The sequence below is a fragment of the Neobacillus niacini NBRC 15566 genome, from assembly GCF_001591505.1.
Taxonomy (GTDB): Bacteria; Bacillota; Bacilli; order Bacillales; family Cytobacillaceae; genus Neobacillus; species Neobacillus niacini.
The window spans coordinates 62,986-89,806 of the sequence record NZ_BCVA01000007.1 but is presented as its reverse complement, the minus strand read 5'-3'; the positions used below and the strand labels follow the sequence as shown (position 1 = coordinate 89,806).

Annotated in this window: 25 protein-coding genes; 7 read left to right on the top strand and 18 right to left on the bottom strand. The window is 37.9% G+C overall.

Annotation, left to right across the window (positions count from 1 at the left end; all coding sequences use genetic code 11):
- Positions 1 to 16: 16 nt before the first annotated feature.
- From dmpG to BANA01_RS08610, 3 genes are read right to left on the bottom strand one after another with little or no spacing between them, the layout of a single operon-like run.
- Complete coding sequence (dmpG, locus tag BANA01_RS08620; RefSeq protein ID WP_034675204.1) at positions 17 to 1,030, bottom strand: 4-hydroxy-2-oxovalerate aldolase; 1,014 nt, start codon at positions 1,028 to 1,030, stop codon at positions 17 to 19.
- Positions 1,027 to 1,938 carry an acetaldehyde dehydrogenase (acetylating) gene (locus tag BANA01_RS08615; protein ID WP_034675206.1) on the bottom strand — a complete coding sequence of 304 codons (912 nt, stop codon included), beginning with the start codon at positions 1,936 to 1,938 and terminating at the stop codon, positions 1,027 to 1,029. The genes dmpG and BANA01_RS08615 overlap by 4 nt, the downstream gene beginning before the upstream one ends.
- Positions 1,939 to 1,972: 34 nt before the next feature.
- Complete coding sequence (locus BANA01_RS08610) at positions 1,973 to 2,968, bottom strand: catechol 2,3-dioxygenase (protein ID WP_034675208.1); 996 nt, start codon at positions 2,966 to 2,968, stop codon at positions 1,973 to 1,975.
- A 246-nt stretch (positions 2,969 to 3,214) separates the two neighbouring features.
- Here BANA01_RS08610 and BANA01_RS08605 point away from each other — a divergent pair, with 246 nt between their 5' ends.
- Complete coding sequence (locus tag BANA01_RS08605; protein WP_034675210.1) at positions 3,215 to 3,988, top strand: IclR family transcriptional regulator; 774 nt, start codon at positions 3,215 to 3,217, stop codon at positions 3,986 to 3,988.
- A gap of 16 nt (positions 3,989 to 4,004) precedes the next feature.
- Here the strand turns inward: BANA01_RS08605 and BANA01_RS08600 are convergent, their stop codons facing one another.
- From BANA01_RS08600 to BANA01_RS08575, 6 genes are all read right to left on the bottom strand, one after another.
- Complete coding sequence (locus tag BANA01_RS08600; RefSeq protein WP_052106372.1) at positions 4,005 to 4,865, bottom strand: FAD synthetase family protein; 861 nt, start codon at positions 4,863 to 4,865, stop codon at positions 4,005 to 4,007.
- 61 nt (positions 4,866 to 4,926) lie between these two features.
- On the bottom strand, positions 4,927 to 5,916 hold the full coding sequence (locus BANA01_RS08595) for a catechol 2,3-dioxygenase (RefSeq protein WP_034675211.1): 990 nt from the start codon (positions 5,914 to 5,916) through the stop codon (positions 4,927 to 4,929).
- Positions 5,917 to 5,952: 36 nt separating this feature from the next.
- Positions 5,953 to 6,435 (bottom strand): flavin reductase family protein, encoded by a 483-nt coding sequence (locus tag BANA01_RS08590; RefSeq protein ID WP_034675214.1) that lies wholly within the window; start codon positions 6,433 to 6,435, stop codon positions 5,953 to 5,955.
- Positions 6,436 to 6,456: 21 nt separating this feature from the next.
- Positions 6,457 to 7,968, bottom strand: coding sequence for a 4-hydroxyphenylacetate 3-hydroxylase family protein (locus BANA01_RS08585; RefSeq protein WP_034675217.1), 1,512 nt, complete (start codon positions 7,966 to 7,968; stop codon positions 6,457 to 6,459).
- Between the two features lie 240 nt (positions 7,969 to 8,208).
- On the bottom strand, positions 8,209 to 10,092 hold the full coding sequence (locus BANA01_RS08580; protein ID WP_034675220.1) for a XylR N-terminal domain-containing protein: 1,884 nt from the start codon (positions 10,090 to 10,092) through the stop codon (positions 8,209 to 8,211).
- A 169-nt stretch (positions 10,093 to 10,261) separates the two neighbouring features.
- Entirely contained in the window at positions 10,262 to 11,134 is an 873-nt protein-coding gene (locus BANA01_RS08575) for a 50S ribosomal protein L11 methyltransferase (protein ID WP_082799440.1), read from the bottom strand.
- A 425-nt stretch (positions 11,135 to 11,559) separates the two neighbouring features.
- Between BANA01_RS08575 and BANA01_RS08570 the strand changes: the two genes are divergently transcribed.
- Both BANA01_RS08570 and BANA01_RS08565 read left to right on the top strand, forming a co-directional pair.
- Positions 11,560 to 12,297: an HAD family hydrolase gene (locus BANA01_RS08570; RefSeq protein ID WP_063252622.1), complete on the top strand. Its 738-nt coding sequence runs from the start codon at positions 11,560 to 11,562 to the stop codon at positions 12,295 to 12,297.
- Positions 12,298 to 12,487: 190 nt separating this feature from the next.
- Positions 12,488 to 13,030: a CBO0543 family protein gene (locus BANA01_RS08565; RefSeq protein WP_063252621.1), complete on the top strand. Its 543-nt coding sequence runs from the start codon at positions 12,488 to 12,490 to the stop codon at positions 13,028 to 13,030.
- A gap of 243 nt (positions 13,031 to 13,273) precedes the next feature.
- Here BANA01_RS08565 and BANA01_RS08560 read toward each other — a convergent pair whose 3' ends face one another.
- Positions 13,274 to 13,798: a GNAT family N-acetyltransferase gene (locus BANA01_RS08560; RefSeq protein ID WP_063252619.1), complete on the bottom strand. Its 525-nt coding sequence runs from the start codon at positions 13,796 to 13,798 to the stop codon at positions 13,274 to 13,276.
- A gap of 218 nt (positions 13,799 to 14,016) precedes the next feature.
- Here BANA01_RS08560 and BANA01_RS08555 point away from each other — a divergent pair, with 218 nt between their 5' ends.
- Positions 14,017 to 14,544 (top strand): hypothetical protein, encoded by a 528-nt coding sequence (locus BANA01_RS08555; RefSeq protein ID WP_063252617.1) that lies wholly within the window; start codon positions 14,017 to 14,019, stop codon positions 14,542 to 14,544.
- Between the two features lie 289 nt (positions 14,545 to 14,833).
- Here BANA01_RS08555 and BANA01_RS08550 read toward each other — a convergent pair whose 3' ends face one another.
- Entirely contained in the window at positions 14,834 to 15,472 is a 639-nt protein-coding gene (locus BANA01_RS08550; protein WP_082799439.1) for a DUF421 domain-containing protein, read from the bottom strand.
- A 423-nt stretch (positions 15,473 to 15,895) separates the two neighbouring features.
- Here BANA01_RS08550 and BANA01_RS08545 point away from each other — a divergent pair, with 423 nt between their 5' ends.
- From BANA01_RS08545 to BANA01_RS08535, 3 genes are all read left to right on the top strand, one after another.
- Positions 15,896 to 16,204 (top strand): hypothetical protein, encoded by a 309-nt coding sequence (locus BANA01_RS08545; protein WP_063252613.1) that lies wholly within the window; start codon positions 15,896 to 15,898, stop codon positions 16,202 to 16,204.
- Between the two features lie 278 nt (positions 16,205 to 16,482).
- A complete protein-coding gene (locus tag BANA01_RS08540; RefSeq protein ID WP_063252611.1) occupies positions 16,483 to 16,917 on the top strand; it encodes a CBS domain-containing protein in 435 nt (144 codons plus the stop codon).
- Positions 16,918 to 17,116: 199 nt separating this feature from the next.
- Positions 17,117 to 17,353 (top strand): hypothetical protein, encoded by a 237-nt coding sequence (locus BANA01_RS08535; protein ID WP_218008386.1) that lies wholly within the window; start codon positions 17,117 to 17,119, stop codon positions 17,351 to 17,353.
- A 64-nt stretch (positions 17,354 to 17,417) separates the two neighbouring features.
- Here BANA01_RS08535 and BANA01_RS08530 read toward each other — a convergent pair whose 3' ends face one another.
- The 7 genes from BANA01_RS08530 to BANA01_RS08500 form a co-directional block, all read right to left on the bottom strand.
- Positions 17,418 to 17,978: a CBO0543 family protein gene (locus BANA01_RS08530; RefSeq protein ID WP_063252607.1), complete on the bottom strand. Its 561-nt coding sequence runs from the start codon at positions 17,976 to 17,978 to the stop codon at positions 17,418 to 17,420.
- A 244-nt stretch (positions 17,979 to 18,222) separates the two neighbouring features.
- Positions 18,223 to 18,765 (bottom strand): hypothetical protein, encoded by a 543-nt coding sequence (locus BANA01_RS08525; RefSeq protein ID WP_063252605.1) that lies wholly within the window; start codon positions 18,763 to 18,765, stop codon positions 18,223 to 18,225.
- A 214-nt stretch (positions 18,766 to 18,979) separates the two neighbouring features.
- On the bottom strand, positions 18,980 to 19,912 hold the full coding sequence (locus tag BANA01_RS08520; RefSeq protein WP_063252604.1) for a DUF7916 family protein: 933 nt from the start codon (positions 19,910 to 19,912) through the stop codon (positions 18,980 to 18,982).
- A 173-nt stretch (positions 19,913 to 20,085) separates the two neighbouring features.
- Positions 20,086 to 21,030 (bottom strand): sugar ABC transporter substrate-binding protein, encoded by a 945-nt coding sequence (locus BANA01_RS08515; RefSeq protein WP_063252601.1) that lies wholly within the window; start codon positions 21,028 to 21,030, stop codon positions 20,086 to 20,088.
- A 38-nt stretch (positions 21,031 to 21,068) separates the two neighbouring features.
- Entirely contained in the window at positions 21,069 to 23,135 is a 2,067-nt protein-coding gene (locus tag BANA01_RS08510; protein WP_063252599.1) for a PAS domain S-box protein, read from the bottom strand.
- A complete protein-coding gene (locus tag BANA01_RS08505; protein ID WP_034676304.1) occupies positions 23,077 to 23,928 on the bottom strand; it encodes a CheR family methyltransferase in 852 nt (283 codons plus the stop codon). Before BANA01_RS08505 ends, BANA01_RS08510 begins: the two co-directional genes overlap by 59 nt.
- A 12-nt stretch (positions 23,929 to 23,940) precedes the next feature.
- Positions 23,941 to 26,694: a response regulator gene (locus BANA01_RS08500; RefSeq protein ID WP_034676306.1), complete on the bottom strand. Its 2,754-nt coding sequence runs from the start codon at positions 26,692 to 26,694 to the stop codon at positions 23,941 to 23,943.
- Positions 26,695 to 26,821: the final 127 nt, after the last annotated feature.

The window sequence follows — 26,821 nt, the reverse complement described above, 5'->3', positions numbered from 1 at the left end:
CCCTCCTTACCTGGTACTAGACTGTTATCCCTTTTTTCTCTGCTAGTTCAACCGCAACATCTAAAATCCAGTCCTCTTGGCCAGCAACGGTTTGCCTTTTACCAAGCTCTTCCATAATTTCGGATACCCCGACTCCGAACTTTTCCGCGGCGTGTTTCACATGTAATAAAAAGCTGTTATAAACTCCGGCATAGCCGCTTGATAGGTTGCCGCGATCAATCACGATTGGAGACTGCATGAGTGGCGCGACCTTTTCCTCTGCAGCATCCATTAATATCGCTAAGTTGATTCCTGTTTCGATGTTCATTTTATTTAGCACTGCAACAAGAACTTCAGTTGGTGCATTTCCAGCTCCCGCCCCTAGTCCTCTTAGCGTTCCGTCAATTTGATCGGCACCCGCTTCAAGTGCGGTTATCGTATTGCCGATGGCCAATCCTAGGTTATTATGAGCATGGAAACCAACTTGAATGGACAAGGCTTCTTTTAAGGCGGACACTCTTTCACGAACGCCGCTTTGAACAAGGGCACCTGCAGAATCCACTACATACACACAATCAGCACCATATGATTCCATTAGCTTTGCCTGCTCCACAAGGACACTGGCAGGCTGCGTATGAGACATCATAAGGAAACCAACTGTTTCAAGTCCTAATTCTTTCGCTAAGCGGAAGTACTGCTCCGTCACATCTGCTTCTGTACAATGAACGGCAATTCGGAGCACAGAAATGCCAAGCTCAGCCGCTTCTCTTAGTTCTTTGCTCGTACCTATTCCTGGAACAAACAAAGAAGCAATTTTAGCTTGTTTCGCGGTCTCGACAGCTACTTTAATCAAGTCATATTCAGAATGAATTGAGAACCCTTGCTGAATGGTCGACCCGTTTAAACCAGAACCATGGCTCACTTCTATCACTGGCACACCGGCTTCATCTAAATCTTTTACAATGGCGCGTACCTGTTCAGGTGTATAACTATGGCTAACGGCATGATCGCCATCTCGTAAGGTTGTATCTGTCAGTCTAGGAATCTTCATTGTGTTACCTCCTTTGCAGAAAGATAATGTGCGGCATAGACATCTCCGACTCGGTAGGCGGAGGCCGTCATGATATCTAAATTCCCTGCATAGGTAGGGAAGAAATCTCCTGCTCCAATTACTTCATTCATAATCACTACGGTTGGCAAGCGGCCCCATGGTGTTTCACGGTAATCTACAAATGGCGTACCTTTTAAACGATAGCCTGGAACATAGCTAGAAATCTCAGCTGCAATCGATTGAACCGACTCAATCACTGCTGCCTCATCGAATTCTTCTTTCATCACGGCATAGACGGAATTTGTCATATTTATAGGCGGCTGAGCTGGATTAAATACAGGAATGGCTCTTGCGATTGTCGCTCCGCCAATTTGTTGAACCGCATTTGCCGTTGTGCGTACAAACTCATCGACATTCTGTCTCGTTCCTGGTCCAATGGATACACTGGCCGCTGTTGCAATGACTTCTGCATAATGAACAGGTACTACACGATTGACGGCGTGAACAAGTGGTGTTGTCGCCTGACCGCCGCAAGAAATTAAGTTAACGTTCATTGCTTCAAGATGGTCATGTAAATTAACAGTTGGGACAACAAACGGTCCAACCGCTGCCGGTGTCATGTCAACGGCTAATTTTCCTTGTTCTCGTAAGGCTTGTGCATTCAGCTTATGGGCTTTCGCACTAGTTGCATCAAACACAATCTTAATCTCTGGATCTTCTAGAATGGCATCAATACCATGATGGCTTACGGCAATTCCCTTTGCTTTTGCTCTCGCTAACCCCTCAGAATTTGGGTCAATCCCTGCCACTAAGGCTAATTCCATGTTTCCATCATTTTTTAAAATTTTATACATCAAGTCTGTTCCAATATTTCCAGATCCCAAAATTGCTGCTTTAACTTTCGTCACGACCCTTACACCTCACTTTCTAGTAATCAATGAATTAAGGTTTTACAACTTCTTTTTCAACTGCTTCACTAGATGTTAGCGGTGTTCCTTGGGTCCACCAAGAAACAGGGAATTCGGTTCCAATCCAAGTATCGCCGTTGCCCGGAACGTCTTTCATATCCCAAATAACAGGCTTCCAAGCAGGATCTGTAATGATATAGCCCGCATCTCCGAATAATTCAATGCGGTTGCCGCCTGGTTCAATCACATACATACAAAACGCTTGGGAAACTCCATGCTTATTAGGCGGAACTTCAATTTTAATACCATGATCTTTAAGTAGATCCGCCACATCATAAAGGTTTTGCGGAATCCCGTACCAGTAGCAAAGATGATGAAGCTTTCCTTTTATGCCGCTAGGCTCTTGCATATAAGCCACTTCATGAACGAGATTGGATACACTAATCCAGCTTCCTAGAACATGACCATTATCTTGAATTTGCTCTCTCAATCGGAAACCGAGCGTATCAATCATAAAGTTCGTATCGACTTCTGGATTAGAAGTCATTAAATTAATATGATCTAAGCGGCGAACCGGTACACCGCGATCTGGGCGTTTGGATGGACGGTTTAATAGTTTTGAGCGTTGATCGTCTTTCACATTGTAATAGTCGACATCCCAAAGAATTTCCATTAAGTGACCATCAGGAGTAGTGAATTGATAAGCTTTTCCATGACCGATATCACCGTCGATCCAGCCTTTACCTAATCCTGTCTTTTCAATTTCTTCCACACGGCGCTGTAGTGCTTGCGGGGATGTTGCCCGCCAAGCAACATGGCCGACTCCTGCTTGTATGGATTCAGTTATTTTTAACGTATTATGATAAAAATCCTCATAAGCTCGCAGATAAACGGAGCTACCGGACCGAGCCGTTACTTCCATTCCTAGAAATCTTGTGAAAAATTCAACAGATTGTTCCATTTTTGGTGAAAGAATCTCCACGTGTGCAAGTTGTGCTAGATCAAAAATTGGCTCTTTAAAAATTGTCATGTCCGTTCCTCCTAGATTTCCCTTTTAATTTTTTTAGTTTTGTAAACATGAATAAAGAAGATTGACGAAATATACTGAATAGTGATACCGTTTTCATTATATTCGGTATCAAATTCTTCTTCATTTGTCGAAAACCTGTTGTATGCTTCCATCATAATAGGTTGCTATGTTAGGTACAATGTCACTGTCCCTTTATACGGGACACTTTTAGAATATTTATATAATTTTTACTACTCGGAGGAAAATATGATACAAGAACAAGAAAAGCTGCTCTCTTCTGTAAAAAATGCCATTAGAATTTTGCGTGCTTTTAAAATGGATCAACCACAAAAAGGAGTACGCGAACTAGCCAATGAGCTTGGTTTAGGAAAAAGCAGTGTCCAAAGAATTCTTACAACTCTCGCATCCGAAGGGTTGGTACAAAAAAATAAAGAGACCAATAAATATGAGTTAGGTCTCTCCGTTGTTGAATTGAGCTCCATTGTCTTAGGTAACATTGATCTGCATACAGAATCACGACCGATCCTTACCGACCTTGCCAATAAATGTGGGGAAACAGCCCACCTGGCAATATTAGATGGAAATCATGTAGTCTATTTAGACAAAGTCGAGAGTAAAACCTCGAATAAAGTACCCTCACACTTAGGATTCCATAATTATGCTCATTGTACGAGTTCAGGGAAACTTCTTCTTGCGCATAGTGGAACCTACTTGGTTGATCTAGTAATTCAAAATGGACTCGATGCGATTACACCGAAAACCATTATAGAACCAGATAGATTTCGGGAAGAGTTGAAAACAATCTTAAATCATGGCTATTCGGTTAGTGTCGATGAATATACCATGGGACGGACATCCGTGTCCGCACCTGTCAGAGACCATACAGGAAAAGTCATTGCTGCTATTAACCTAGTAGGACCAAGTTCACGATTCTCCAAACAACGGATTCAGTATTTTGCAAGTGAATTGATCACTTCAGGAAAATTAATTTCCGAGAGACTTGGTTACTGGAAAAGATAAATATCTCATCGACCCACTAAGAGGAGCTTAAAAAGACTTGTCTTGAAGCTACTTCTTGAACAAACCCTTTAGGCAAAACTTTCTTCCATGAAACTCGAACGTTCTCCCATTCATAAAAAGGAAATCCATGCCCGCATGGTGATAATAAAGTAATCCTTCCGTCACGAACGACCGCGATTTGTGTGGTCGTCTCCTGGTGAAGGTTTACGGTAACTTCATACCATCCTGGAGCAGGCATCAAATAATAAGGAAGGAGTACGACCTCCACATGTTTTTTACGGAAAATAATCCTGCCTTCACTTTGATATTCAGTCCCTAAATAAAAAGGGATTCTTTCCAGTTCACCAGCTAAAATCAGTTGACGAATGTGCGTAGAACTGATTTTTTCGCCTTCCCACTCTATTTTATCCACCTTGACTCCCTCAATTTTCCCATTTGAATCCCTTATCATGGTATTCATATTGCCTTCGCCCCGGTGTCCATATGTAAAATCAAACCCCGCTACCACCTGTTTTGCTCCAAAGTCCAGAAGATAGGTTTGAACAAATTCCCTTGGAGATAACTCCGCAAATTCCTTGGTAAACTGAATCAAGTAGAAGCAATCTACCCCTAACTTTTCAAAAATCCTCCTCTTATCTTTCATTGGCATGAGATAAGGGATGATCTTTTTCCCATTTGAAAGGACCACTTTTGGATGAGGGAAAAAACTCATAATAACCAAAGGGAGTTCTTGTTCTTCCGCAACTCTTTTTGCCTCTTTAATCACCTTCTGATGACCTAAATGCACGCCATCAAAAAATCCTAGAGCCATTACACTTGGCTTTGTTCGTAAAGAAGTTTGTTCGCGGTTGTTGCTTGTCACTTGAATGAATTCCAAGATAGCTCCCTCCATTGTTCACCATATACGTATCTTTTAATGCAATTCGCCTATCAATCTATTAAGACTTCACGACTTCCTCTGTTTTCACTGGTGTCAGCGGTGTTCCCTGCGTCCACCAAGATACTGGGAATTCTGTTCCAATCCATGTATCGCCATTGCCAGGAACGTCCTTCATATCCCAAACTACTGGCTTCCATGCTGGGTCCGTAATGATGTACCCTGCATCTCCGAATAATTCAATCCTGTTTCCGCCTGGTTCAATCACATACATACAGAACGCTTGGCTGACTCCATGCTTATTCGGTGGAACTTCAATTTTAATACCATGGTCTTTCATCAAATCTGCTACATCATAAAGATTTTGAGGAATACCATACCAGTAGCAAAGATGATGCAGCTTCCCTTTTCCTCCGCTAGGTTCTTGCATATAGGCAATCTCGTGAACGAGATTGGAAACACTAATCCAGCTGCCCAGCACATGGCCATTATCTTGAATTTGCTCTCTTAATCGAAAACCGAGTGTGTTAAGCATAAAGTCCGTATCTGCTGCTGGATTCGATGTCATAAGATTAATATGATCTAAGCGGCGAACCGGCACGCCTCGATCTGGGCGTTTGGATGGTCGGTTTAATAGTTTTGATCTTTGGCCTTCTTCCACTTGGTAATACTCAACGTCCCAAAGAATTTCCATTAAATGACCATCAGGATTTGTGAATTGGTAGGCTCTGCCGTGGCCGATATCACCATCAATCCACCCTTTTCCTAATCCGGTCTTTTCAATTTCCTCTACACGTCGCTCTAACGCTTGCGGTGAAGTGGCCCGCCAAGCAACATGGCCGACACCCGCATGATCTGATTCTGTAATGATTAACGTATTGTGGTAGAAATCCTCATAAGCACGAAGGTATACGGATTTTTCAGTACGAGCTGTTACTTCCATTCCTAGAAATCTTGTAAAAAATTCAACAGATTTTTCAAGTTTCGGAGAAAAAAGCTCCACGTGAGCAAGCTGGGCTACATCAAAAATGGGTTCCTGGTAAGAAGTCATGGTAATCCTCCTATTAAATATATTGATTAAACTAGACTACTTATTTACGAGACTTACTTCAGGCGTAAAAGAGCGATATTGGCCATTAAAGAACATGAGTGGCTCTCCCTCTTCAAGCTTACTATCGATGACTCTGCCGATAAATAAGGTATGATCTCCTTCGATATGTTCATTTACCACTTCACATGCTACCTGAGCAATGGCTCCTGTTAAGACAGGGAGTCCCGCCAGTTGGTCGAAATCGATTTCCCTTTTTTCCTTTATCTGACCAGCAAAGATCATTGAATATTCTTGTTGCTCTCCTGATAAAATATTGACAGCAAACTTTTTACTATTCTTGATTTTTTCAAGCATTTGCGCTCTTTCTCCGATGGAAATCACCACTAGCTTCGGATCTAGAGAGACCGACATGAAGGCATTAGCCGTCATGCCGTGCACCTCTCCTTCTAGCTCAGTCGTGATGACCGTAACGCCCGTAGCAAATTTCCCCATAGCTTGGCGAAATTGACGATCATCCATTTTGTTCCCTCCTATCAAAATTTATGATTTAACCGCTTCTTTTTCTTTCGCATCTACCCATGTTTTGTTCGTCCAACCCTTAAGGTCATAATCACTTAATGCAGAATCGACGAATGCTTTTTGCTGATCGGCAGCACCTGTTGCCTCAAAATGAAATAACGCTTCCATGTTGATGTTTTCATGGTTTCCAGCATAGTTGACCTCATATAATTCATGACGGCCGCCAAACTCAGTGCCGATTGTATCCCAAACCATTTTCAATAATTTCACGCGTTCTTCCGCACCGATTCCTGTTCCGCGATAATATGTGTCTAAGTAAGGTTTTAAATCCTCATTGAGGAAATCTTTTGAACTTGAAGGCAATTGAATTAATCCGCCAGCCACGACTTGCTCAAAGATATTCTTCACCTTTACCCAAGCCAATGGAGCCAACGCTCGATAAGCGGCACTTGAGTAAGAGTTTGGAACCACTAAGCCGTTTGGCCCTTTTTCAGGATCTGTTGCCATTGCAGTAGAAAGACCCCAGAACATATTTCGTAAAGCAACCACTTCGCCAATCTTTGCCTGAACTCCACGGAAATCCTTCGTACCGGCTCCTTCCGTTGCTTTCAATAACAGCCCGGTCATAAAATCTAATTTAACGGCGAGACGTGTACAACCATGGAAAGTAAAGCGCGGAATGAAACCGCTTACTTTTGCGAAATTATTTGATACTTCAATATTTCGGTAAGCTAATACATTTTCCCAAGGAATGAAGACGTTATCGAGCACAATCACTGCATCATTTTCATCAAAGCGGCTGGATAACGGATAATCAAATGGAGTTCCATTTTTAGCAGCATGTAGTTCATAGGATTGGCGGCTAATCATACATAGTCCTTCCGCATTCATTGGTACGAAGAAGATTAGTGCATGACTATCATCACCACCGCCTAAATCTTTCGGTCCATAGTTCGCGACAAAGTTGTAATGAGTTAAAGCAGAAGCTGTCCCAACCATTTTGGCACCGCTTACAATTATACCGTCATCTCGCTCCGCAACGGCACGAACAAATACATCTTTATTCTCGTGTAAAGGTTTTGAGCGATCTACTTGCGGATTAATAATTGTATGATTAATGAATGGTACTTCCTTTGTTGATTTTTTGTACCAGGCTAATGCATTGTCTTCAAAACCTTGATAAAAATGACCAAACGCATTAAGGTGTCCAGTGAAAGAAGCTTTGTAATCAGGTGTTCGTCCCATAAATCCATAGCTTAGCTTTGCCCACTGAGCGATGGCATCTCTTGCCTCTAACAAATCCTGAGAACTAGTGGGTGTTTTGAAAAATTTATGTGTTCTGTCGCCAAATTCGGTTGTTGTTGTTAAGATATCACGTGTCGCTGGATCATGAAGAGCATCGTACATTCTCGCATACGAACGAGCAGCATTCCGATAAGCGGGATGTGTTGTTACATCTTTAATTTTTTCCCCGTTTAAATAAACCGATCTGCCGTCATTGAGACTTTCCAAATATTCTTTGCCTGTGTACATTTCTTCAACTCCATTCTTAGATTCCTACTTTTTTATGTGTGGCACATCTGTCCATCACTAGTACTATCATAAGTTATCTGAAAATTCATAACAATAACACGAAGTGACAGAAAACTTCGTAAATACTACTCCTTTGTGTCAGTATGGCAAAATAAAAGCCAGACACCCCACTAACGAATGTTTCAGTGGATAGTCTGGCAATTTATAGATGATTCGTTTTCTTATGCCGAATAAATGGAACTACTCTGCTTGAATTTTTTTGATTCTCTCATGCTCAACAATTTTTAATGCTTTTAGCGCCATCATTAACTGAAATTGTCTCTGCGGATCACGCAAATCACGATCAAGAAGATCCGTAATTTTGTTGAGGCGATAACGAAGGCCGCTTTTTGAGAGTGCGAGGGATTCTGCTGTTTGTTCCAGGTTGCCGCCTTGTTCAAGAAAATGGTAGAGTGTTTCAATCCATTCTAATTTATTCTTATCAAGATTCTCGTAGAGAACCCCAAGCTGATCACGGATCATTTTCCTGATGGCTTGCTCGTTTTGGTCATTAATCAAGATTCCTAGCATTCCTAAATCACTAAAAAAGGTGATTGGTTCATCCCTAGAAGATAGCCGCACAGCAGAACATGCTTCTTCCATTGCCACCCCTGCTTCAAGGATGTTACTGTTTTGCGAGCTTATTCCTGCTAAGAATAGAGCATGTTTTGTTTCCTTCTTTAAAAAAGCGACTAACGTCCGAATCATTTTCTCCATATTTTGCTGGGTGACTTGGTTCTCTGTAATCAGGAGAATTAGAGTGTCAGGCCGCTGACCGATAATTACATTTAGGTTCTCTATTTCCCGAAAGTAAGCAGATACCATTTCAAATGTCTTCTTATGTAACGTGAATTCTTTTTCATCACACTTATTTAAAAACTTGTAGGTCAAAGCCACAATATGATAGTGATCGGACAAATCTAACTGAATATAATCCGCTTTTCTCATGATTTCTTGCTGCGTATATTTCCCACTCATAATTTCTTCAAGAAAATGGCCTTTCACCTGTTCTAATGATTCCACTTCTGTTTTTTCCTTTAAAAACAGCAGGGAGCAAATCGACGCTAGTCGACCAAGAATCATGGAGTCAACCTCATATTTAGGTGTCCTTCCTCGCTCGTAGAGAAAGGAACAATAACCTACAATCTTGCCTAAGAGGTAGATTGGAGTCTTTAGACTTATCCCTTTTTCAAATGAGAAAATATCCACTTTGGAATGACATTGCTTCTTATCTGGAATCTCAGAAAATGATACTCTACTAGACTCAAAATCTTCCAGGTTGATACCTTTAGAGGCAATGATATTTTGACGGCTATCCTCCACGACAATCGACAGATGATTTTGTTTATGTACAATGTTGAGAATACTATCGATGTTATTGCCTTTGATTAGCTCATTGGTCATCTCATTATATGTTTTTGAAACAAGTGCGAGGTTATTTTTTTCCTGCATGAGTTTTTCGTTTGTTTGCTCCAGTTCCTTCAAAATCGGCAGTTCTTTACTATAAGAAAAGAATTCCTCCGCTTCTTCCTTCCATTCCGAAACTAGACGCCCTTCCCACACGCAACACGGGTCACCTTGTCCCTGACATTGCAGCTCTTTGAAAAAGACGTTCACTCCAACCACACCCGTAATATATCCCGTAGCATAACCCGTTAACGTATAACAAACAGGGCCATGGCTCATCCCAAAATTTTTAAGATGCTGTTCCGCTTCATAAGAATTTTCCCAAATCCCTTTAAAGCGAAACGATTTGATTTCGTTTTCTTCTACCTCAAATTCCTTTTCTGTAATACTTGATTTTGCATGCCCTTTTAAGGCATGAATAATCGGACCATATTCAATCTTTTCAAGTAAGCTTAAGGAATCTCTTTTAGCCACCTCCTGGGCGTCTTCAACTCCCAGTTGATATCCATACTTAAAAAAGAAAGTTTTCATCCGATCAATCCCAATATTCTCAATTAAATCACGTTGCATCGTTCCGAAAGCCCTTGTTGAAACAAAAACAGATCTTTCATTGTTGGCAAACCATAGTTCATTCTCTTGGTGTATATGTAATAAGTCATTTAGTTCCAGTGTTTTCATTCTATTTCTCCCTTATTTCAGATTTAATTCAGCTTACCTGCGAGTGAATGAATGAATAAATATTGACTTATGATTATCAAGAAGTTATTAGTTCAATTATACTGAAGGATTCACTAGATGAAAAGGTTCTCACTCCTGAATGAATACTCAAAAAAACCTTTTCACCTCGTTAATTTGCTGAAAAAAGACATGTTACCCATTCGTTACTCTGCTTCTTTTCCTCCAATCGGAAGCCTGCCTCTTTTAACACCGATTCTACCAATTGGTAATTCCATTCAAGCATACCGGATAAAATAAATGTAGTGTTTTTGCACTCTAAAAGTCTTTGAGCGTTAAGGATATCCTGATTTTCTTGTGTTCCGATATTAAGGAACACCCAATTATATTCTTTTTTAATTACATTTTTATTTTTTATTAAATCACTTTCAACCACATTCACCGGCATTACACCATTTAATTCACACTGATAGAGAATTTCCCGCTCAACCGGCTGAATATCATAAGTATCGATAAGGCTCGCTCCTCTGAGTGCAGCAGCTATACTTAACACCCCGGAACCCGCGCCAATGTCTGCGACACTTAAACCTTTGAAATCATGATCTAAAATGAACTGCAAACAATCTCTTGTAGTTTCATGATAGCCTGTCCCAAAATTTCCTTGAGAGTCCAGGACAATCCGTTTTTTAATGTCGTACTGATTCATTCTATCTGGTGTGGTGATGACCCAGCCATTTTCAAGAAAAATATCATCAAATGTTTGCTGGTAATTGAGCTCATTTACTTCCTTAACGACCAAACTGGAGTCATCAATAGCTAATATATCTACTAACATACGCCGTTCCTTTGCTTCCATAAAATTGTTAATATAAATATTAAGGTCTGTGATTTCATTCTTCCTTTCAACAAAGGCATACCCATTAGCATCAGTCACCACATCTAATGGAACCTCGTAAAAAGTTTGATAGTAACCTTTTTGATATAAATGCGGAATAATTTTCTCAATCTTTTTGGCTGGAAGTCTTATGGTTATCTCATACATCATTATTTCTCCTAGCTATTGGCCCCATGCAACATACACCCGAACCAACATCGACCATTTTTTACCATTATTGCCAGTCGATTGAAAAAGAAAACGACTTACATGATAAAAATTGATCCTAGTAGAAATCAGAATTTGCTCTGCTTCATTTAAAAAGCACTTTACCTGAAACCCTGCCGTGGTTTTTTAATAAATGATTTACAGAACCTTAACATCAAAACTGTAGGCTCTTAACAATGATTGATTATTCTATTATTAGCGGGGATAGCATGTGTGGCTATCATGGTAATTGGCGTAGGTGGAGCCATTACTTGTAAAGCAATTTATGTTGCAGAAATAAGGACTCTGACTTACTTCTTATTTATCTCAGTAATATTAACTTAGTCTTAGTGGAATAATAGTTATATCGTTGAAAAAGGAGTTAAAAAATGAAAAAACAAAACATTTTATTTAACCTTGATGACACATTAGCATACTGTAATAAATATTTTAGCCTAGTAATCAACGAGTTCGCTGACCAAATGATGGCATGGTTTGACTCGATAAAAGAGGAAGAGATAAAACAGAAACAGCTTCAACTTGATGTGGCAGCGATTAGTGAGTACGGTTTAAAGTCAGAGCGGTTTCCTGAGTCTTTTGTTGGTACATATAAATACTTTTGCGACTTAACTGGGAGGGAAAAGAAAACAGATGAAATCCAATTTTTAAGAGAGTTGGGTTTCAAGGTATTCGAAATTCCTGTTGAACCTATTCCAAACATGAATGAAACCCTGCTCCGTTTAAAAGAAGATGGTCATGAATTATATTTGCACACAGGAGGAGATGAGGCTAATCAACGCAGAAAAATTACCCAGTTAGAATTGACTACATTTTTTGAACATCGCATTTTTATTTCTGAGCATAAAGATACAACAGCATTATCCAATATTTTAAAAACCATTAAGGCGGACCCTCATGTAACATGGATGGTTGGAAATTCATTAAGAACAGATATTGTCCCAGCACTGAAAATGGATATCCATGCTATCTACATTCCAGCAGAAAATGAATGGACGTATAACATGGTTGATGTTAACGTTGAACATAGTAGTACTTTTATCACAATAAATTCACTTAACGAAGTTCCTGATGTAATTGATAAAAGCATCCAAGAGCAAATGATGTAAGTGGCAAAAAGCAATAACGAATGGACCATTAAATCGGAATCCTTTAAATGAGGCGACAATATATGAATTCTTGCCAAAAAAAGAATTAACATATCCTCCTTTTATTATGGATAATCTAAATGAAAGAAATTAGGTATTGAGAATCGTTAACAAGTTTAAACTCTAGTAAGATATTCGGAGGGAAGATTTTTTGAGTGGAATAATTCCTACTTATACTGAAATTGCAGCACTTCGAAATCGTTTATTCGACAAAAATTTAAAACACTGGATTCAGGATGATTTATTTACCCCTGGTTGGTGGTTTCTACTTCTATCTTGTATACTTCCTTGGTATATATGGTGGAAGCTCGTTGATAAAAATAGAATTTTTGAGATCTTATCTTATGGACTTATTTGGGCAGTTTTATCCATCGCCTCAGACCTTGTAGGTGTTGAGTTGGGTTTGTGGGGATATCCTGATAAATTAATACCTATCATTCCGCCTATGGTACCTGCTGACCTCACTGTAATACCTGTTTCTTACATGTTGGTATATCAGTATTTCCCATTATGGCAGTCTTTCGTAACAGCAAGCATAGTATTGTCTGCGATATTTTCATATATTCTAGAGCCAATTTTTGAACTATTTGACTTACTCATACTAGAAAAATGGAAACATACTTATTCCTTTATTGGATTTATTTTTGGCGCAATCCTCTTTAAATTTGTAATGGAGAAGATAAAGAAAAGGTAATATTCATCAAAAAATACCGTAAGTTCCCCAACAACTGTATAAAAACCATTAAAATCTCGCCTAAGTGTATGATTCCTTTAGTAAAGTAGGCTTTTTCCTTGTTAAACTATCCTGCTCTTTCTAAACGGTAATATTAGTTTTTAATCTACTATATTAGGCATTACAGCCTCTTCTATAATTGAATTGAAAAAGAGGTGCGACTGCACCTAAAATTTTTCAACTTAAGCCCTGTTAGTTAAAAGTTTATTCTTCTTCCGTACATAATACTGAGACATCTTTCCAGCCATAAGCAACGTCTTCTACTACCATTCCTCCAAACTCATTATTCCTATGAAGATATGCCCTTCCTCCCATACGTTCATAAAAACCAAGACCAGATATATTTCGTTCCATTACCCACACCATCATAGAAGCAATGCCTTTTTCTTTAAAATGCCTGGCAATGGCCGAAACCAGTTGTCTTCCTACACCTAATCCTCTACATTCCTGTAATAGATAAAGTGAGTATAATTCTCCATCAAAATTATCGTCAACAATGCTTTTACCTGCTGCAAAACCTATAATTTCCCCTGCCTCATTCATTGCAATATAAATAAAGGGTTCTTTTTCGTGATTTAAAAAATTAAGCCACCTTTGTTCTGACTCTTCATACGATAAACTGTCCAAATAATCGTCTGGTACTAAACCTCGATAAGTAGTTTTCCAACCATCAACATAAACTCTCGCTATAGATTTTATATCTACTTCACTTGCTTTTTTAATCTTCATACTAATCACCTCTAAATAGGCTTCGTGCCTGTTTATCACTTGTTTTAATACTCTCATTCACCTTTATACCACTGTATTCTAATTTAATTTTAATGTATCCAGTACTCTACTTATACTGCAAATTTTTTCTAGTTAACATCTTTTTTTACTGGGTACATAAATAACGTCTTGGCTTAAACGAAATTTTATTCTACTTAGAATATTTTAGGAGGATAACCATGTTTGGATTCACTGACATCATAAAATTTTTAATCTCTTTTTTCGTAATCCTGCCTATCGTTACTCTTATCCATTTAAGCGGGCATATTTTTTTCGTTACGCTTTTCAGAGGATCAGAGAAAAAAATCATAATCGGATGCGGGCCAATGGTATTTTCCTTTTGGAATATTGAAGTACGAAAATACTACTTCTGGAATGGGGCCTGCGAGTTTAAATCCTTAAGGCATGATAACCGTTTCACGAACACCTTAATATACCTAGGTGGCTCTTTATTTAACCTGTTAAGTATTTTTTTGGTACACACCCTTATTTCTCAAGGAATTCTAGCGAAGTCCGTTTTTTGGTCTCAGTTTACCTATTTCTCATTTTATATTCTATTTTTCTCCCTATTTCCTATGTATTTTTCAGATGGGACGCCCAGCGACGGAAAGGCAGCAGTACTCGCATTAAAAAACCAGGATGATAAGAAAATAAGTGATGATATTCAATTTAGGAAAATGGAAGAGCAAAATAAACCAGAGGAATGATTAAGGGATTGTAATAAGCAACCGATTTTTTTGGTGTTTAAACGTCTATTTCTTTATTACAGGAATACTATCTTTACCTAAAGTACACGATATCAAATTTCGTTTAAAATTCACATATATATCGAATTTCTCTTTAAAAAGTTGATTTACACTATGGCTGTTACTGCTGAACCTGAGCTATAAACAACACTCTTCAACTAACCTTCTTTTTTATTAAATAAACAAAAAAGCTGCTAATGGCAGCTTTTTCTTCAATTAATGACTCTGTTGGCGGAAGAAAGTTTGAACTTTAATGTATCTGAGGCATATTGTCCACAATGTCTCCCTCGTCATATGCTTCTTGAAATAATTTTGGCGTTTTCGCTTCAGACTGATTTTGTGATGAGGGACGAATACCATTTTGAGCTAATATATCCAAAATTTTTTGAATATCTTCTTTGGTTGCAGGTGCTTTGTTTGGCTTTAGGGTAGTCGATATTTTCCCATTGGACTCTAATATCGCCAATTCTACATCTTCTACATTGCCTATGTTTTTTAGGCGGAGTGAACCTTGTAGCTCATCTGTCGTTAGTCTTGCTTTTTTTAGCTCTTCTAATTTCATCTGTCCATTCTTAATTAGTACGGATGGTACTCCATTTATAAACTTTCTGGATTTTGGTATCCATATTTGTATTTTTGCTAATATTACAATTCCTATAATAAGCAAAGTTCCAGCATATATTGCTTCCCATTCATTTTTTAATGCTAAAGGTTGTATTAGTACAGCACCAATCGAAATCCTCAACACGGCCTCCGAAACTGTCGTTTCTGCAAGCGATCTCTTTCCTGCGATACGCAAAAGCATAATTGCAGCCAAAAAAATTAACAATGCCTTAAATATATAAGGTAAATTAGGTAGATCGTCGAAAAAACCCATCATTTTTCTCATTCCTTTAAACTTTTTTGTTATTATTTGTTAAATGCATACCTTATATGTAGATAGCTTTAAAAACTAGATAATAACAAAAAAATTTCGTATTGGTGTTTTTTGAATAACCTAGATTTTAGAAAAGGCGTTTTTACTTTTTAGTAGAAAAGCTACAAGATAGCATATTAGAAAAAGCAGCCTTAAACGGGAGCTGAGCTATAAAAATCAGACAGTTAATTTACAAAATTTAAAATAATTATTGAAAAAAGCACCTCTTTTTAGAGCAATACCCTTGGTGTATACCTTTATAGCTGCATTTTTGAGGATAAAGCGTTTTTCCTAAACATATCGTGAGTAAAACTATTTCAGCTGGGTAGTATATGTTTAGGATGCTGTGCATTCATATTTAGCATATTCCCAATTAATAAACGAGGAAGTGAATAGATGACTCACAGTAACGAACGCAGTAACTATGATGGAAATGTAGAAGAAAGTGACAACAACCAAGTTGATAGCAATGCTAATCAAGGTACCAGTGAATTTGGTGAAGCAGCAGGAACTTTTACTGACGCTGTTGCGGGTGCTATGATAGGTGCTCCATTTGGACTCTTTGGTGCTGTTATAGGCGGTGTTTCAGGTGGTGTTATTGGTAATCAAATTGCTGAGACGGCTGAAGCAGATAACAATACACCCTCCAATAATCATGATGTGAGCAATAATATTAACGCTACGAATAAGGATTCCAAACAATAAAACTAAAAAATGTTAATATCTCGTTAACCTCCGATTATGAAGAACTGCTGCATGGGTTGCAAACGGGTGAAATGTCTAGAGGAAGAACTCAAAAATGGGTTCTTTTTTTTGATTATTATTTGCTCCAAGAACAGTTAACATAAAAAATATTTTTCATATATTTTACCTATCCATCACAGTTACTTAAATAAGATGAAATATTTAATCCCAGAAATAACGTTTAACCATATGGTGTGACGGGTAGTAAATAAATGAACAATCATAAAGGAGGAATGAGCATGAATGTTGCAGAGGTAATGACTACCAATGTTGATAGCTGTAGTCCAGATAGTACGTGTAAAGAGGTTGCCATGAAAATGAAAGAGCTGGATGTGGGGGCCGTTCCAATTTGTGATAATGAAAAATTAGTAGGAATCGTAACCGACCGTGATTTAGTCATAAAGGGATTTGTCAATGATCTATCGAGTGACTCCACGATTTCTGAATTAGTAACCGACAATGTGATAAAAGGAAACAAAGAAATGTCAGTGGAGGAAGCGGTAAACCTAATGTCCCAGCACCAAATTCGCCGTCTTCCTATTGTGGAAGATGACAAATTGGTTGGAATTGTCTCTCTTGGTGATCTAGCTGTTAATAATCAGTCGACTGATAAAGCTGGACATGCCCTAAAGAATATTTCAAATCCAGCCGAACCTAAACAATCAAACTTCTAATCAAAAGTCCAATGTCCATTATTAATATTGACCATAGTACGACGCCGATTTTCTATATAAGAAAATCGGCTTTTTTCTAACTTTTTAATTTATTCCCTTCATATGATGGAAATTCGCGAAAATATCTTTTCATTTTCTATTATAAATGATATTATTCCTATTAGTATAGTAGGGATTGCGGGTGTTTTAGGTTATGTCTTTGTATGAAAGATTACCTAGTGATTTTTTGATTCAATTCTATAATGAAGTGAAGAAAATGTGTTCAAATGGTTTAGTTTCTAAGAATATGTACTATGAATTAGGATTAATCATGGCAGCCGCCACAAAAAGAGGGATACAATTAGACAAGCCAAAGGATTTTGAACAAAACGTTAACTTCGACTTATTAATGGAATTAAACTATCATAATTGGATCATTAGGAAACCAACTAAATAAGCCACTGATAAAAATTAGTGGCTTATTCCATTTACCTACTTCGTAATGTGTGGATTGACCTTATTTAGATAGTTTTAAAAGTGTTAATTTTACTTATTTTAAATGAAATGAAATAAATTACGATATAAATCGGAAAAGAATAATAATTTTTCCAATTACCAGGTGTGTATAACCCAATCCATTCCATTAGTGGTTCTCCTATAAAAGAGATGAATGCTCCATATATAATCGCTTTAATAAAAGGATGGATGTCCGGTTTGAATTGGATAAAAAACATCGTTAATACTGGTAATAAACAAAAATCCCAAGGTATGTAACTAGGGATCGTAGGAATTACTTTTCCAGAATAATGCCATATCCCTAAAATCACACCTAAAAAGTCAAGCCAAGACGTAATAAACACCACAAAACTACCAACTAGTAGTAATCTTCCTTCACTCCCTTTTTTTCTAAAAAGGAACCAAATTAACCAAGGAGTAACTGCCAATACAATCGAAAGGTAAAAATCCCAGTGCAATAAAGTATTTTCTTTCCAAAACTCATAATATTCAACATTTATCTGATGAATTTGTTGATAAAGCTTATCTGTTGTCTTTATCTTATCTGAATCAAGTAATGGTTCCATTTTTCAAACACCTTTTTCAAATCATAGTATTTATTTTAGTCTATCCAATGTATGCTTGTTTCACTATCCTTCCGATCACCTTAAGAATGGAAAGGCATTACCCCTGCTTCAGTAATGCCCCTTTAGCCGTTAAGATAGCTTTTTTTTTCGCTATTCCATTCATTTTTACATTCAATTTTAATGATTTTACTAAGGTATTTTACTTAGAATCTTCTTATAAAAACTAATTGTGTTTAGCTTACGATCAAACTCCTGCTCCTTCTTGATAAGAATACGATTCCTCTAGAAGCTTTTCCCACTGTTCATATAAGGCATTAGCTATCTCATAGTCTTCGTATTCTAATGAAAGATCTTCCTCTAATTTCTCTTTTAAACGAGAGCACATTCCTTCCCAACCCTCTAAACTTGCATTATCAACATGTTTTGCCAATATCGGTTTCGTGCTATTCCAAGTTGAGTAAAGATTGTTACACCATTCCAATAAATCCTCTCGGTATTGGTTTAGTTCCTCCATATCAATATATTGCTCAGTTTCAGTCTCAATTTCCAAATCGACTTGGAATGCATTTGGTTCTAACTCTTCTTCCTCAAGTTGAATTTGTTCTTCCATATCAACACGGCTTACATAATTGACTTCAGATTCTTTCTGATCAAGATTTATTTCTTGATATAACAACTCCATTTGTTCAGATAAATTTTTAGCTGTTTCATGACACCATTCCAACAAATCGTGACGGTATTGTTTCTGTTCATTCACTTTAATCATTCCTCCACCGTATAAATTCATTACCTCATTCACCATTAAAAATGGTTATTTATCACCTATAAATTAACCACAATCTCATACTATGTTCTACGATTGTCCCACGAATAGACGATTACCCATAGACCAAACACCCTTTTTTCAGTAATTAAAGGGAGAGTCTATCCAATGTAGTCTATACCTTTAACAAGAACCAAAAAAAATCCCCTTCTTCATAGAAAGGGATTAACGGATTTAATTATCTTACTGCCGATGCAGCCATTCTTATATAAGTATGCCTTTTACCCCTAACTGTAATCGAAAGTGCTTGAATATTCTCAGGTAATGCCATACCAGAATATCCAGCATCCCCAATATGAAAAATATCAACTCCTGCTCTTTTGGAGCTTAAAGCGATAGCACGAATGGTTTCTTCATCTGCTCCTTCTTGGCTGGTGCCAATTGCAGCAAGGGTTAATGCCCCTTTAGCTTTAACATTTTCAATAGCTTCTGCAAGTGTTTCTTCACGAACTCCTGGAACCGTTCCTGGTGCCGGAAAAAGAATGACATCTGCTCCTGCTTCTGCAAAGCGAGAAAATGCATTGAGATCAAACACGTTTCCTGCTGTTCCAGCATTATGCATTTTGCCGGCTATGATCAGCCCTCCAAAATGTTTATTCGCCAATGTAATAGCCTGTTCAATTTTCTCATTGGTTACCCCTGATTTTGGGTTGCCAGTTAAACAAATAAAGTCACAGCCCAACTGCTTTGCCATCGTTAGAGATTTTTCAGTAGTAGTACGCCCTTCCGGCAATGAATGCAATTTTTCTAGGGCATTAGCCTGTGGATCAACAGGTTCAAGATTAATGCCCACTGGCAGGCCCGTTAGTTTTTTTATTTTTTGAATGATTTGTTCATCGATAACCGTGTCTGCCGCATTTGGTTGAAATATGCTGTATGACTCAATCCCATTTACAAAAGGGTTCAAACAATCGAACATGTTCAGTAAGATCATATCCGCACCAAATGCCTTCATTACTTCTGGGTTGGATACCTCTGGAAGTAACGGTTGAGAAGTCACTACCGTTTCAGCGATTATCGTTCTTCCTTCTGCGGCACGGATTGCCTGTTTTAATTCTTCTCTTCCCATTTGCCGAAAATCAGAACCTCTACAATCTAAAATTCTTTTCATCTCATTCACCTCTTATCTTTATTCTTTATTATGCTATCATAGTGTCTCTACAGAAGATAATTTTTACCAAAGTGGAAGCATATTTAAATATCGTCTACCTAAAAAAAGGTTATACAGAAAATCTGTATCACCTCCAATTCGAGCTTTCATATTTTGACGGCACTATTATTGATTTACTTCACTAATTTCTCATAAAAATTTAGTCTACTATTGGCATTCTCTTTTATGATAATATCAACGCCACTGTCCACAAATGGATCGACATTTTCTCCTTTTAACACTTTCATGGCGGTTTCAACACTTAAATAGCCCATATCATAAGGGTTTTGTGCCGTTGTACCGGGAAGCGTACCATCTGCGATTAACTTAACCATGTCTGCAAGACCATCCGGACCAATGACAGGAATCAAGAGCCCTTGTTCTTCTAACTCCTTGATGACAGGTAACGCAATCGTGTCGTGAGTGGTCATAACTCCCTTAATATCCGGCTGGTCCCGCATAAGCTTAGTGATCACACTTTGAATTTTCTTGGGATTATCCGGTATCCCGGTTTTTTTGTATGCGATATTGATTCCTGCATTTTGTAAGGAAATGGTAGCACCTTCAACCCGCTCCTTAAAAACGGAGAAAGACAAATCTCCTCCGATTATGGCAATCTTGTCGCCCGGCTGCAGCTGTGAGGCTAAGAAGGCTCCGGCTTTTTTACCCAAATCCAGATTATTGGTTCCGATATACGCTGTTTTGTTCTCAATCGGAATATTGGTATCCACTAATAAAATCGGAATATCCGTAAATGTTTCTAATGTCGGACCAACAGCTGATGAACTGTATGGAGCCGTTATGATTAGATCCGGCTTTTCTTTGTAAATGTTTTTCAATAATTCGACCTGTTGTTGTGGTATTGCTTCACTTGGAACCATCACTTTTCCATCGATTCCAAAATCCTTAAACCCTTTTTCTATACCAGCCTTCATAATGTTCCAATAGGGTGAGTCTGAGGCTTTTAACACAACGACTACCGTTGGTTTTTTATCGGCAAATGTAACCGATATAAAACCTAGAACGATAACAGTAAGGACAGTACCGACCACTACTATCATTTTCCATTTCCCTGTCACCGATTCATCCCCCTCTCTTCTGTGTTAAAAGAATGTACCTAAACAGTGGTTAAGCTGGGAATACGCTGAAATCGAACCGAGAAAGTAGTCCCCTGTTCACCGGTTTCAATTTCAATATCGGCGTCATGTCGTTTGGCCACACTGTAACAAATGGCTAACCCTAAACCGGTTCCTGTTTCCTTTGTGGTAAAGAAAGGTGTGCCTAATTTTGATAAGACTTCTGGGTTGATTCCCTCTCCTTCATCTTTAATTTGGAGAACCACTGTCTCTTTGTCTTGATAGGTTTTGACCGTTAGATTGCCATTGGAAATCATCGCATCCAATCCATTTAAGGCAATATTTAAGATGAGCTGGCGGATTTCTTTTTCGTCCAAGGAAATGTCGGGACATTCTCCTAAGTCAAGCGTAAGCTGCTTATTCGAACGTAATGCCTCTGCTTGAATAAGAGGAGATAAAGCCTCAATAATGGCGTTCAAGTTTTGCTTCTTTTTGACACTGATTTTATTTTTTGCTAGATTCAAAAATTCTGTAATAATCGAGTTTGCTCTTTCCAATTCCTCTAGCATTAAATCAATGATATCAGTAGATAATTTATCGGTTTTATTCCTTGTTAATTGTAAAAAGCCTTGAACGGTTGTCATCGGGTTTCTAATCTCGTGGGCTATACCCGCTGCCATCTCGCCGATTAAATTCAATCGGTCTAACCGATACATTTCATTCTCGAGATGTACCCTGTCCGTAATATCGTTCAATACAACCAGCATACATGGTTCTGAATGGATATCAATAAACTCCGTAGATAATAAACCTAATCGAACTTTCCCATTTTTCGTCTCATACCTAATTTTCTTGTTACTACTCTTTTTATTTAGATCTATATAGGTCTCCGTTACTTCATCCATAAAACTTTTACTATTTATTTTTTGATCAATCAATTCATCACAGCTATAACCGATATATTTAGTCCAACTGTCATTGACTTCAATAAAAGTTAGATCCTGCTGTGATAAAATCGCCATTAAGCAAGGACTGGATTCAAAGATTTTTCGAAACCTTTCCTGGGAACGGAACAGATGGTCGGCCATTCTTTTTCGTTCTTCAATTTCTTTGTGCAGTTTCTCATTTGCTTTGATTAGCTCAAGCGTCCGCTCTTCGACGACATGTTCCAAATTATGAAATCGTTGTTTTTTCACTTCTTCTATTTGCTTTCTTTCTGTTACATCTCGGATGGTACAAACAAAAATCTGTTCATCCTCAATAATGGTAGAGGCAATTAATAGATCCGCATAAAACCAGCTTTTATCCTTTCTACCAGCCACTATTTCTATAATCTTCCCAACCGATTGTCTCATTCTAGAAAGGAACGAGAGTGATGTATCAGCTAAAACTTCATCCTCCCATTTAGGAAAAAGCTTCAAAACGTGTTTTTCTACCAATTCCTTTGGCTGATAGCCAAACATGTTGATGATAGCTGGATTTACAGAAAGAATGGAACCTTGGTTATCAAACGTGATAATCGTATCGGTTATCGTTTCACTTATTGCCTTTGATAAAGCCTCTGTCCTACGTAAATTTAGGGTTGTTCTATCTAGCCTTTTATTAACTTTATTAAGCTCAAGTAAATGTCCCAGATCTGTTTTTATGATAGTTTCTTGATGATTTTGATGAATTTTGACAAACTGTTCAATTTTCTTTTTCAATGTTTCGGGCTGAAAGGGTTTAAAAATATAATCAATCGCACCGACGGAGTATCCTTGATGAACATGTTCCATTTCTTGACTAATCGCTGTAATAAAAATAATCGGGATATTTTTAGTTTTTTCACGCGCCTTTATCAGCTTAGCCGTATCAAAGCCATTAAGTCCCGGCATTTGGACGTCGAGTAAAATCACCGCAAAATCATATTGAAGCATGCATTTTAAGGCTTCTTTTCCTGAATGAGCACTAATAAGATTGTAGTTTGGTGAAGTGAGCACTGCTGCTAATGCCAGCAGGTTTTCTGGATGATCATCCACCATTAAAATATTCACCTTCTTGGAAGGTGTATTATTTAACTTTTCGATAGAGCCTTTCTGGTCCATCAAATTCTCCGTAACAGTCTTCATAACGTGTAAATTTAACCCCCTCTCTTTTTCCTAAGCCAAGAAAACCTGAGATGCTTAGACTTTCATATAATAATTGATGAACATCATTTTGAAGATTCTTATTAAAATAGATGAGAACGTTCCGGCAAATAATCATATCAAACTCGTTAAAAGAATGATCGGATACTACATTATGCTGGGCAAAAATCATATTTTTTTGAAGAAAGGGGTGAAAACAAACCTTATCATCAATGGCTTTATAATACTCAGAAAAGGCCTGTTTCCCTCCTGCCTCAATATAGTTTTTGGTATAGAGCTTCATCTCTTCTAACGGAAAGGTCCCCTGTTTGGCTTTTTCGAGAACATTCTTATTTATATCGGTTGCATAGATTCTTGTTTTCTCATAGACTCCTTCTTCATGCAAAAGGATGGCCATTGAATACACTTCCTCGCCTGAAGAACAGCCAACATGCCATATTTTGATCGATGGATACTCTTTTAGTAAAGGAATCACCTTGGTTCGAATATTCTTAAAAAAAGATGGATCCCGAAACATCTCTGTGACATTGATTGAAAAATCGGAAAGTAACTTTGCCATCACACTAGGTTCCCTAAGGATTTTTTCCTGCAGCGCAGATATACTCGATAGTCTCTCAATTTGAACGCGGTGGTTAATTCTTCTTTGGATAAAAGGAAAGGCGTAGTTTCTAAAATCATACCCATAATAGCGAAACATGGCCTCTAGTAATAATTCGATTTCTATTCTCTCGATTTCTTGTGCCTGTACGAGTTTACGAGATTCATGATTATTCACCTGTTCGATGGTCTAGCCCTCCTTCGTAAACAGCCAAACTTGCATTAACGAGAACAGCTGTTCTAAATTAATCGGTTTGCTAATATAATCGGTCGCTCCTGCCTCCAGGCATTCTTCTCTGCTGTGTTTCATCGCCTTTGCTGTAAGGGCAATAATCGGGATGGTTTCGAATATACTGATCTTACGAATCTGTTGGATAGCTTCAAACCCATCCATCTCTGGCATCATAATATCCATTAAAATTAGGTCAGTATTCGGATGCTCCTGTAAAACATCCAACGCCTCCCTTCCGTTTTCGGCAACCAAGATTTCCATATCATGATTTTCAAGTGCAATGGTTAAGGCATATACATTGCGGATATCATCATCGACGATGAGAACTTTCTTGTTTCTCAGTATGGATTTCCCATGTTTGATGAACGACTCTTCCTTTAAAACTTGAACATTTCTGTTTACTGAATCATCCGCTTCTAAACTGACCGCTGCTTCCATTCGAGCTGTCGAGATATCTACTAGTTTGTTATTCATTTCAAGGTTTGGCAAATATAACGTAAATGTGCTTCCATTCATCATTTCACTTGAAACTTCAATGTACCCACCCAATAGCTGAGCAAGTTCTCTGCAAATGGATAGACCTAATCCCGTACCGCCATATTTCCTGCTAGTCGTCCCATCTGCTTGTTTGAAAGCCTCAAAAATGGTCTCTTGTTTTTCTTTCTCAATTCCAATCCCCGTATCGATCACAGAAAAAGCAAACATGTGTTGGAACCCTTGTTCTTCGCCGCCATTACCGGTGATACTTTTCATTACACGACGGATTTGTAAGGAGACACTTCCACTTTCGGTGAATTTAAATGCATTGGCTAGAAGATTCTTCAGGATTTGCTGCAATCGTAGTTCATCCGTAAAGAACGTCATTGGCAATTCATTATCCAATTCGATTGAAAAATGAACTTTCTTCTTATTTGCGATCGGTGAGAATTGATTATAGATAAACTCTTTCAACTGATTCAATTCTACTTCCTTTGATATTACATCTAGTTTACCTGACTCTACTTTGGCTAAATCTAAAATATCATTGATTAAATTCAATAAATCATTACCGGAAGAGTGAATGGTTTTAATATATTCTTGCTGTTTAGATGTAAGGTTCCCTTCTCCATTTTCAGAGAGGATTTGTGCTAGAATGAGCAAACTATTTAGAGGGGTTCTTAGTTCATGTGACATATTAGCTAGAAACTCAGATTTATATTTTGAACTAATCTCCAGCTGCTGGGCTTTTTCTTCAAGCGCCGCACTGACCTCTTGTATTTCGAAATTCTTTTGTTTAGACGCTTCATACTGTTCCTCTAGTTTTTCATTTGTCGTCCTTAACTCCTCTTGCTGCATTTGGAGTTCTTCTGATTGAGCTTGGAGTTCTTCTGTCAGTGCTTGTGATTCTTGCAATAATTGTTCAACCTTCATGTGGTTCATAATACTATTAATCTTAATACCTAAATTATTATTTACTTTTTCTAGCAGTTTAATATGTAATGGAGTTAACGTCTCAAAAGAAGCAATTTCAATTACCGCTAATACCTGTTCTTCAAATAATACAGGTAAAATCATAATCGAATGAGGAGAAGCTTCTCCTAGACCTGAACCGAGCTTTAGATAATCGTCGGGAACATGGTTTAAATGGATGGGGCGCTTTAATAGTGCGCATTGCCCAATTAATCCCTCGCCTAGACGAAATTGCTTTCGGTCTTCTTCCCCACTTAAAGAGGCATAGGAAGACATCCTTGTTAAATACTGGTCACTTTTTGTAACTTCCTTTAAATAGAAGACTCCGTAGCTCGCTCCAACCATAGGAACCAGCTTTGTGATGAGCATATTGGCTAGCATTTGCACATTTTCTATTTCCGGGTACAGTGTAGCGATTTCTGCAATCTTTGTATTCAGCCAACTCAGCTCTTCTGCTTCTTCTTTTAATTGTTTCTCGTTTTTGCTATGTTTCTCAAGAGCTTTTGCCATTTTATTAAAGGCGACAGCGATTTCACTCAGTTCCCCTTTTGAGGTAATCTCAATCCGTGGTAGGGTATCAAAATCACTGGCCGTTGCCTGTTTCATCACGTCAGTTACCTTGTTAAGGTTGTTACTGGTGCTTTTTATAATCCAGATCGCAAAGCCGATCCCAATCAACAAGCCGATTACAAGATAGATATAAATATTTTCAACTGCCCACGTATAAGTATCCTTTGAACGTAAGAGTTCATTCTTCATCCCTTGTTCTTGTAAGCCATGAAGCAGTTCTGCAAGTTGAACCATCCGCTGACTGAATTGCTCGATTTCAGCTAAAAAATCAGGAGCAAGTTCAGCATTAGGATTCATTCTTCTCTCTACCAACGCTTGCTGGCCCATACTTCGATAAGAATCTTGTAAGATTTTAAGTTTACCAATAAGTTCCTGAGATTTGTCTTGGGTGTCTTTTTTCTCTAATAAATTAATCGCAACTTGTAAATTTGAATTGGAGCTTTCCCATGTATTTAATAGATCTGCATTGATTTTCCCTCCGCGATCCTTCAACATTGTAGTTAAAACGCTTGATGTGACTGACACCTCTTCTTTAATCGTGGAAGCAACTTCGATTCTCTCATTTAAATCACTAATAACGACATTCATTTTAACAGTCGATTGTTCGAGCATGTTCATTAATATCATGACAATAATGGTTATAAACAAAAGTAATGATCCTATGCTCGCATACAGCTTCGTTCGAAATCTCATAATGCCTCCTATTATACGCTATTATTCAATGAGTTATATTGATAGATTCCTTAATCGATAAACTAGTAAAAATTTTCTTATTTTTAATGATACTTTATAATCCTTATTATCGTCTATATGATATTTT

Excerpts from the sequence above, each read along its gene's own strand:
- dmpG (WP_034675204.1), bottom strand. The coding sequence starts at position 1,030 with ATGAAGATTCCTAGACTGACAGATACAACCTTACGAGATGGCGATCAT.
- BANA01_RS08610 (WP_034675208.1), bottom strand. The coding sequence starts at position 2,968 with ATGACAATTTTTAAAGAGCCAATTTTTGATCTAGCACAACTTGCACAC.
- BANA01_RS08605 (WP_034675210.1), top strand. The coding sequence starts at position 3,215 with ATGATACAAGAACAAGAAAAGCTGCTCTCTTCTGTAAAAAATGCCATT.
- BANA01_RS08595 (WP_034675211.1), bottom strand. The coding sequence starts at position 5,916 with ATGACTTCTTACCAGGAACCCATTTTTGATGTAGCCCAGCTTGCTCAC.
- BANA01_RS08590 (WP_034675214.1), bottom strand. The coding sequence starts at position 6,435 with ATGGATGATCGTCAATTTCGCCAAGCTATGGGGAAATTTGCTACGGGC.
- BANA01_RS08585 (WP_034675217.1), bottom strand. The coding sequence starts at position 7,968 with ATGTACACAGGCAAAGAATATTTGGAAAGTCTCAATGACGGCAGATCG.
- BANA01_RS08580 (WP_034675220.1), bottom strand. The coding sequence starts at position 10,092 with ATGAAAACACTGGAACTAAATGACTTATTACATATACACCAAGAGAAT.
- BANA01_RS08575 (WP_082799440.1), bottom strand. The coding sequence starts at position 11,134 with ATGATGTATGAGATAACCATAAGACTTCCAGCCAAAAAGATTGAGAAA.
- BANA01_RS08570 (WP_063252622.1), top strand. The coding sequence starts at position 11,560 with ATGAAAAAACAAAACATTTTATTTAACCTTGATGACACATTAGCATAC.
- BANA01_RS08560 (WP_063252619.1), bottom strand. The coding sequence starts at position 13,798 with ATGAAGATTAAAAAAGCAAGTGAAGTAGATATAAAATCTATAGCGAGA.
- BANA01_RS08555 (WP_063252617.1), top strand. The coding sequence starts at position 14,017 with ATGTTTGGATTCACTGACATCATAAAATTTTTAATCTCTTTTTTCGTA.
- BANA01_RS08550 (WP_082799439.1), bottom strand. The coding sequence starts at position 15,472 with ATGAGAAAAATGATGGGTTTTTTCGACGATCTACCTAATTTACCTTAT.
- BANA01_RS08545 (WP_063252613.1), top strand. The coding sequence starts at position 15,896 with ATGACTCACAGTAACGAACGCAGTAACTATGATGGAAATGTAGAAGAA.
- BANA01_RS08540 (WP_063252611.1), top strand. The coding sequence starts at position 16,483 with ATGAATGTTGCAGAGGTAATGACTACCAATGTTGATAGCTGTAGTCCA.
- BANA01_RS08530 (WP_063252607.1), bottom strand. The coding sequence starts at position 17,978 with ATGGAACCATTACTTGATTCAGATAAGATAAAGACAACAGATAAGCTT.
- BANA01_RS08525 (WP_063252605.1), bottom strand. The coding sequence starts at position 18,765 with ATGAATTTATACGGTGGAGGAATGATTAAAGTGAATGAACAGAAACAA.
- BANA01_RS08520 (WP_063252604.1), bottom strand. The coding sequence starts at position 19,912 with ATGAAAAGAATTTTAGATTGTAGAGGTTCTGATTTTCGGCAAATGGGA.
- BANA01_RS08510 (WP_063252599.1), bottom strand. The coding sequence starts at position 23,135 with ATGAAGACTGTTACGGAGAATTTGATGGACCAGAAAGGCTCTATCGAA.
- BANA01_RS08500 (WP_034676306.1), bottom strand. The coding sequence starts at position 26,694 with ATGAGATTTCGAACGAAGCTGTATGCGAGCATAGGATCATTACTTTTG.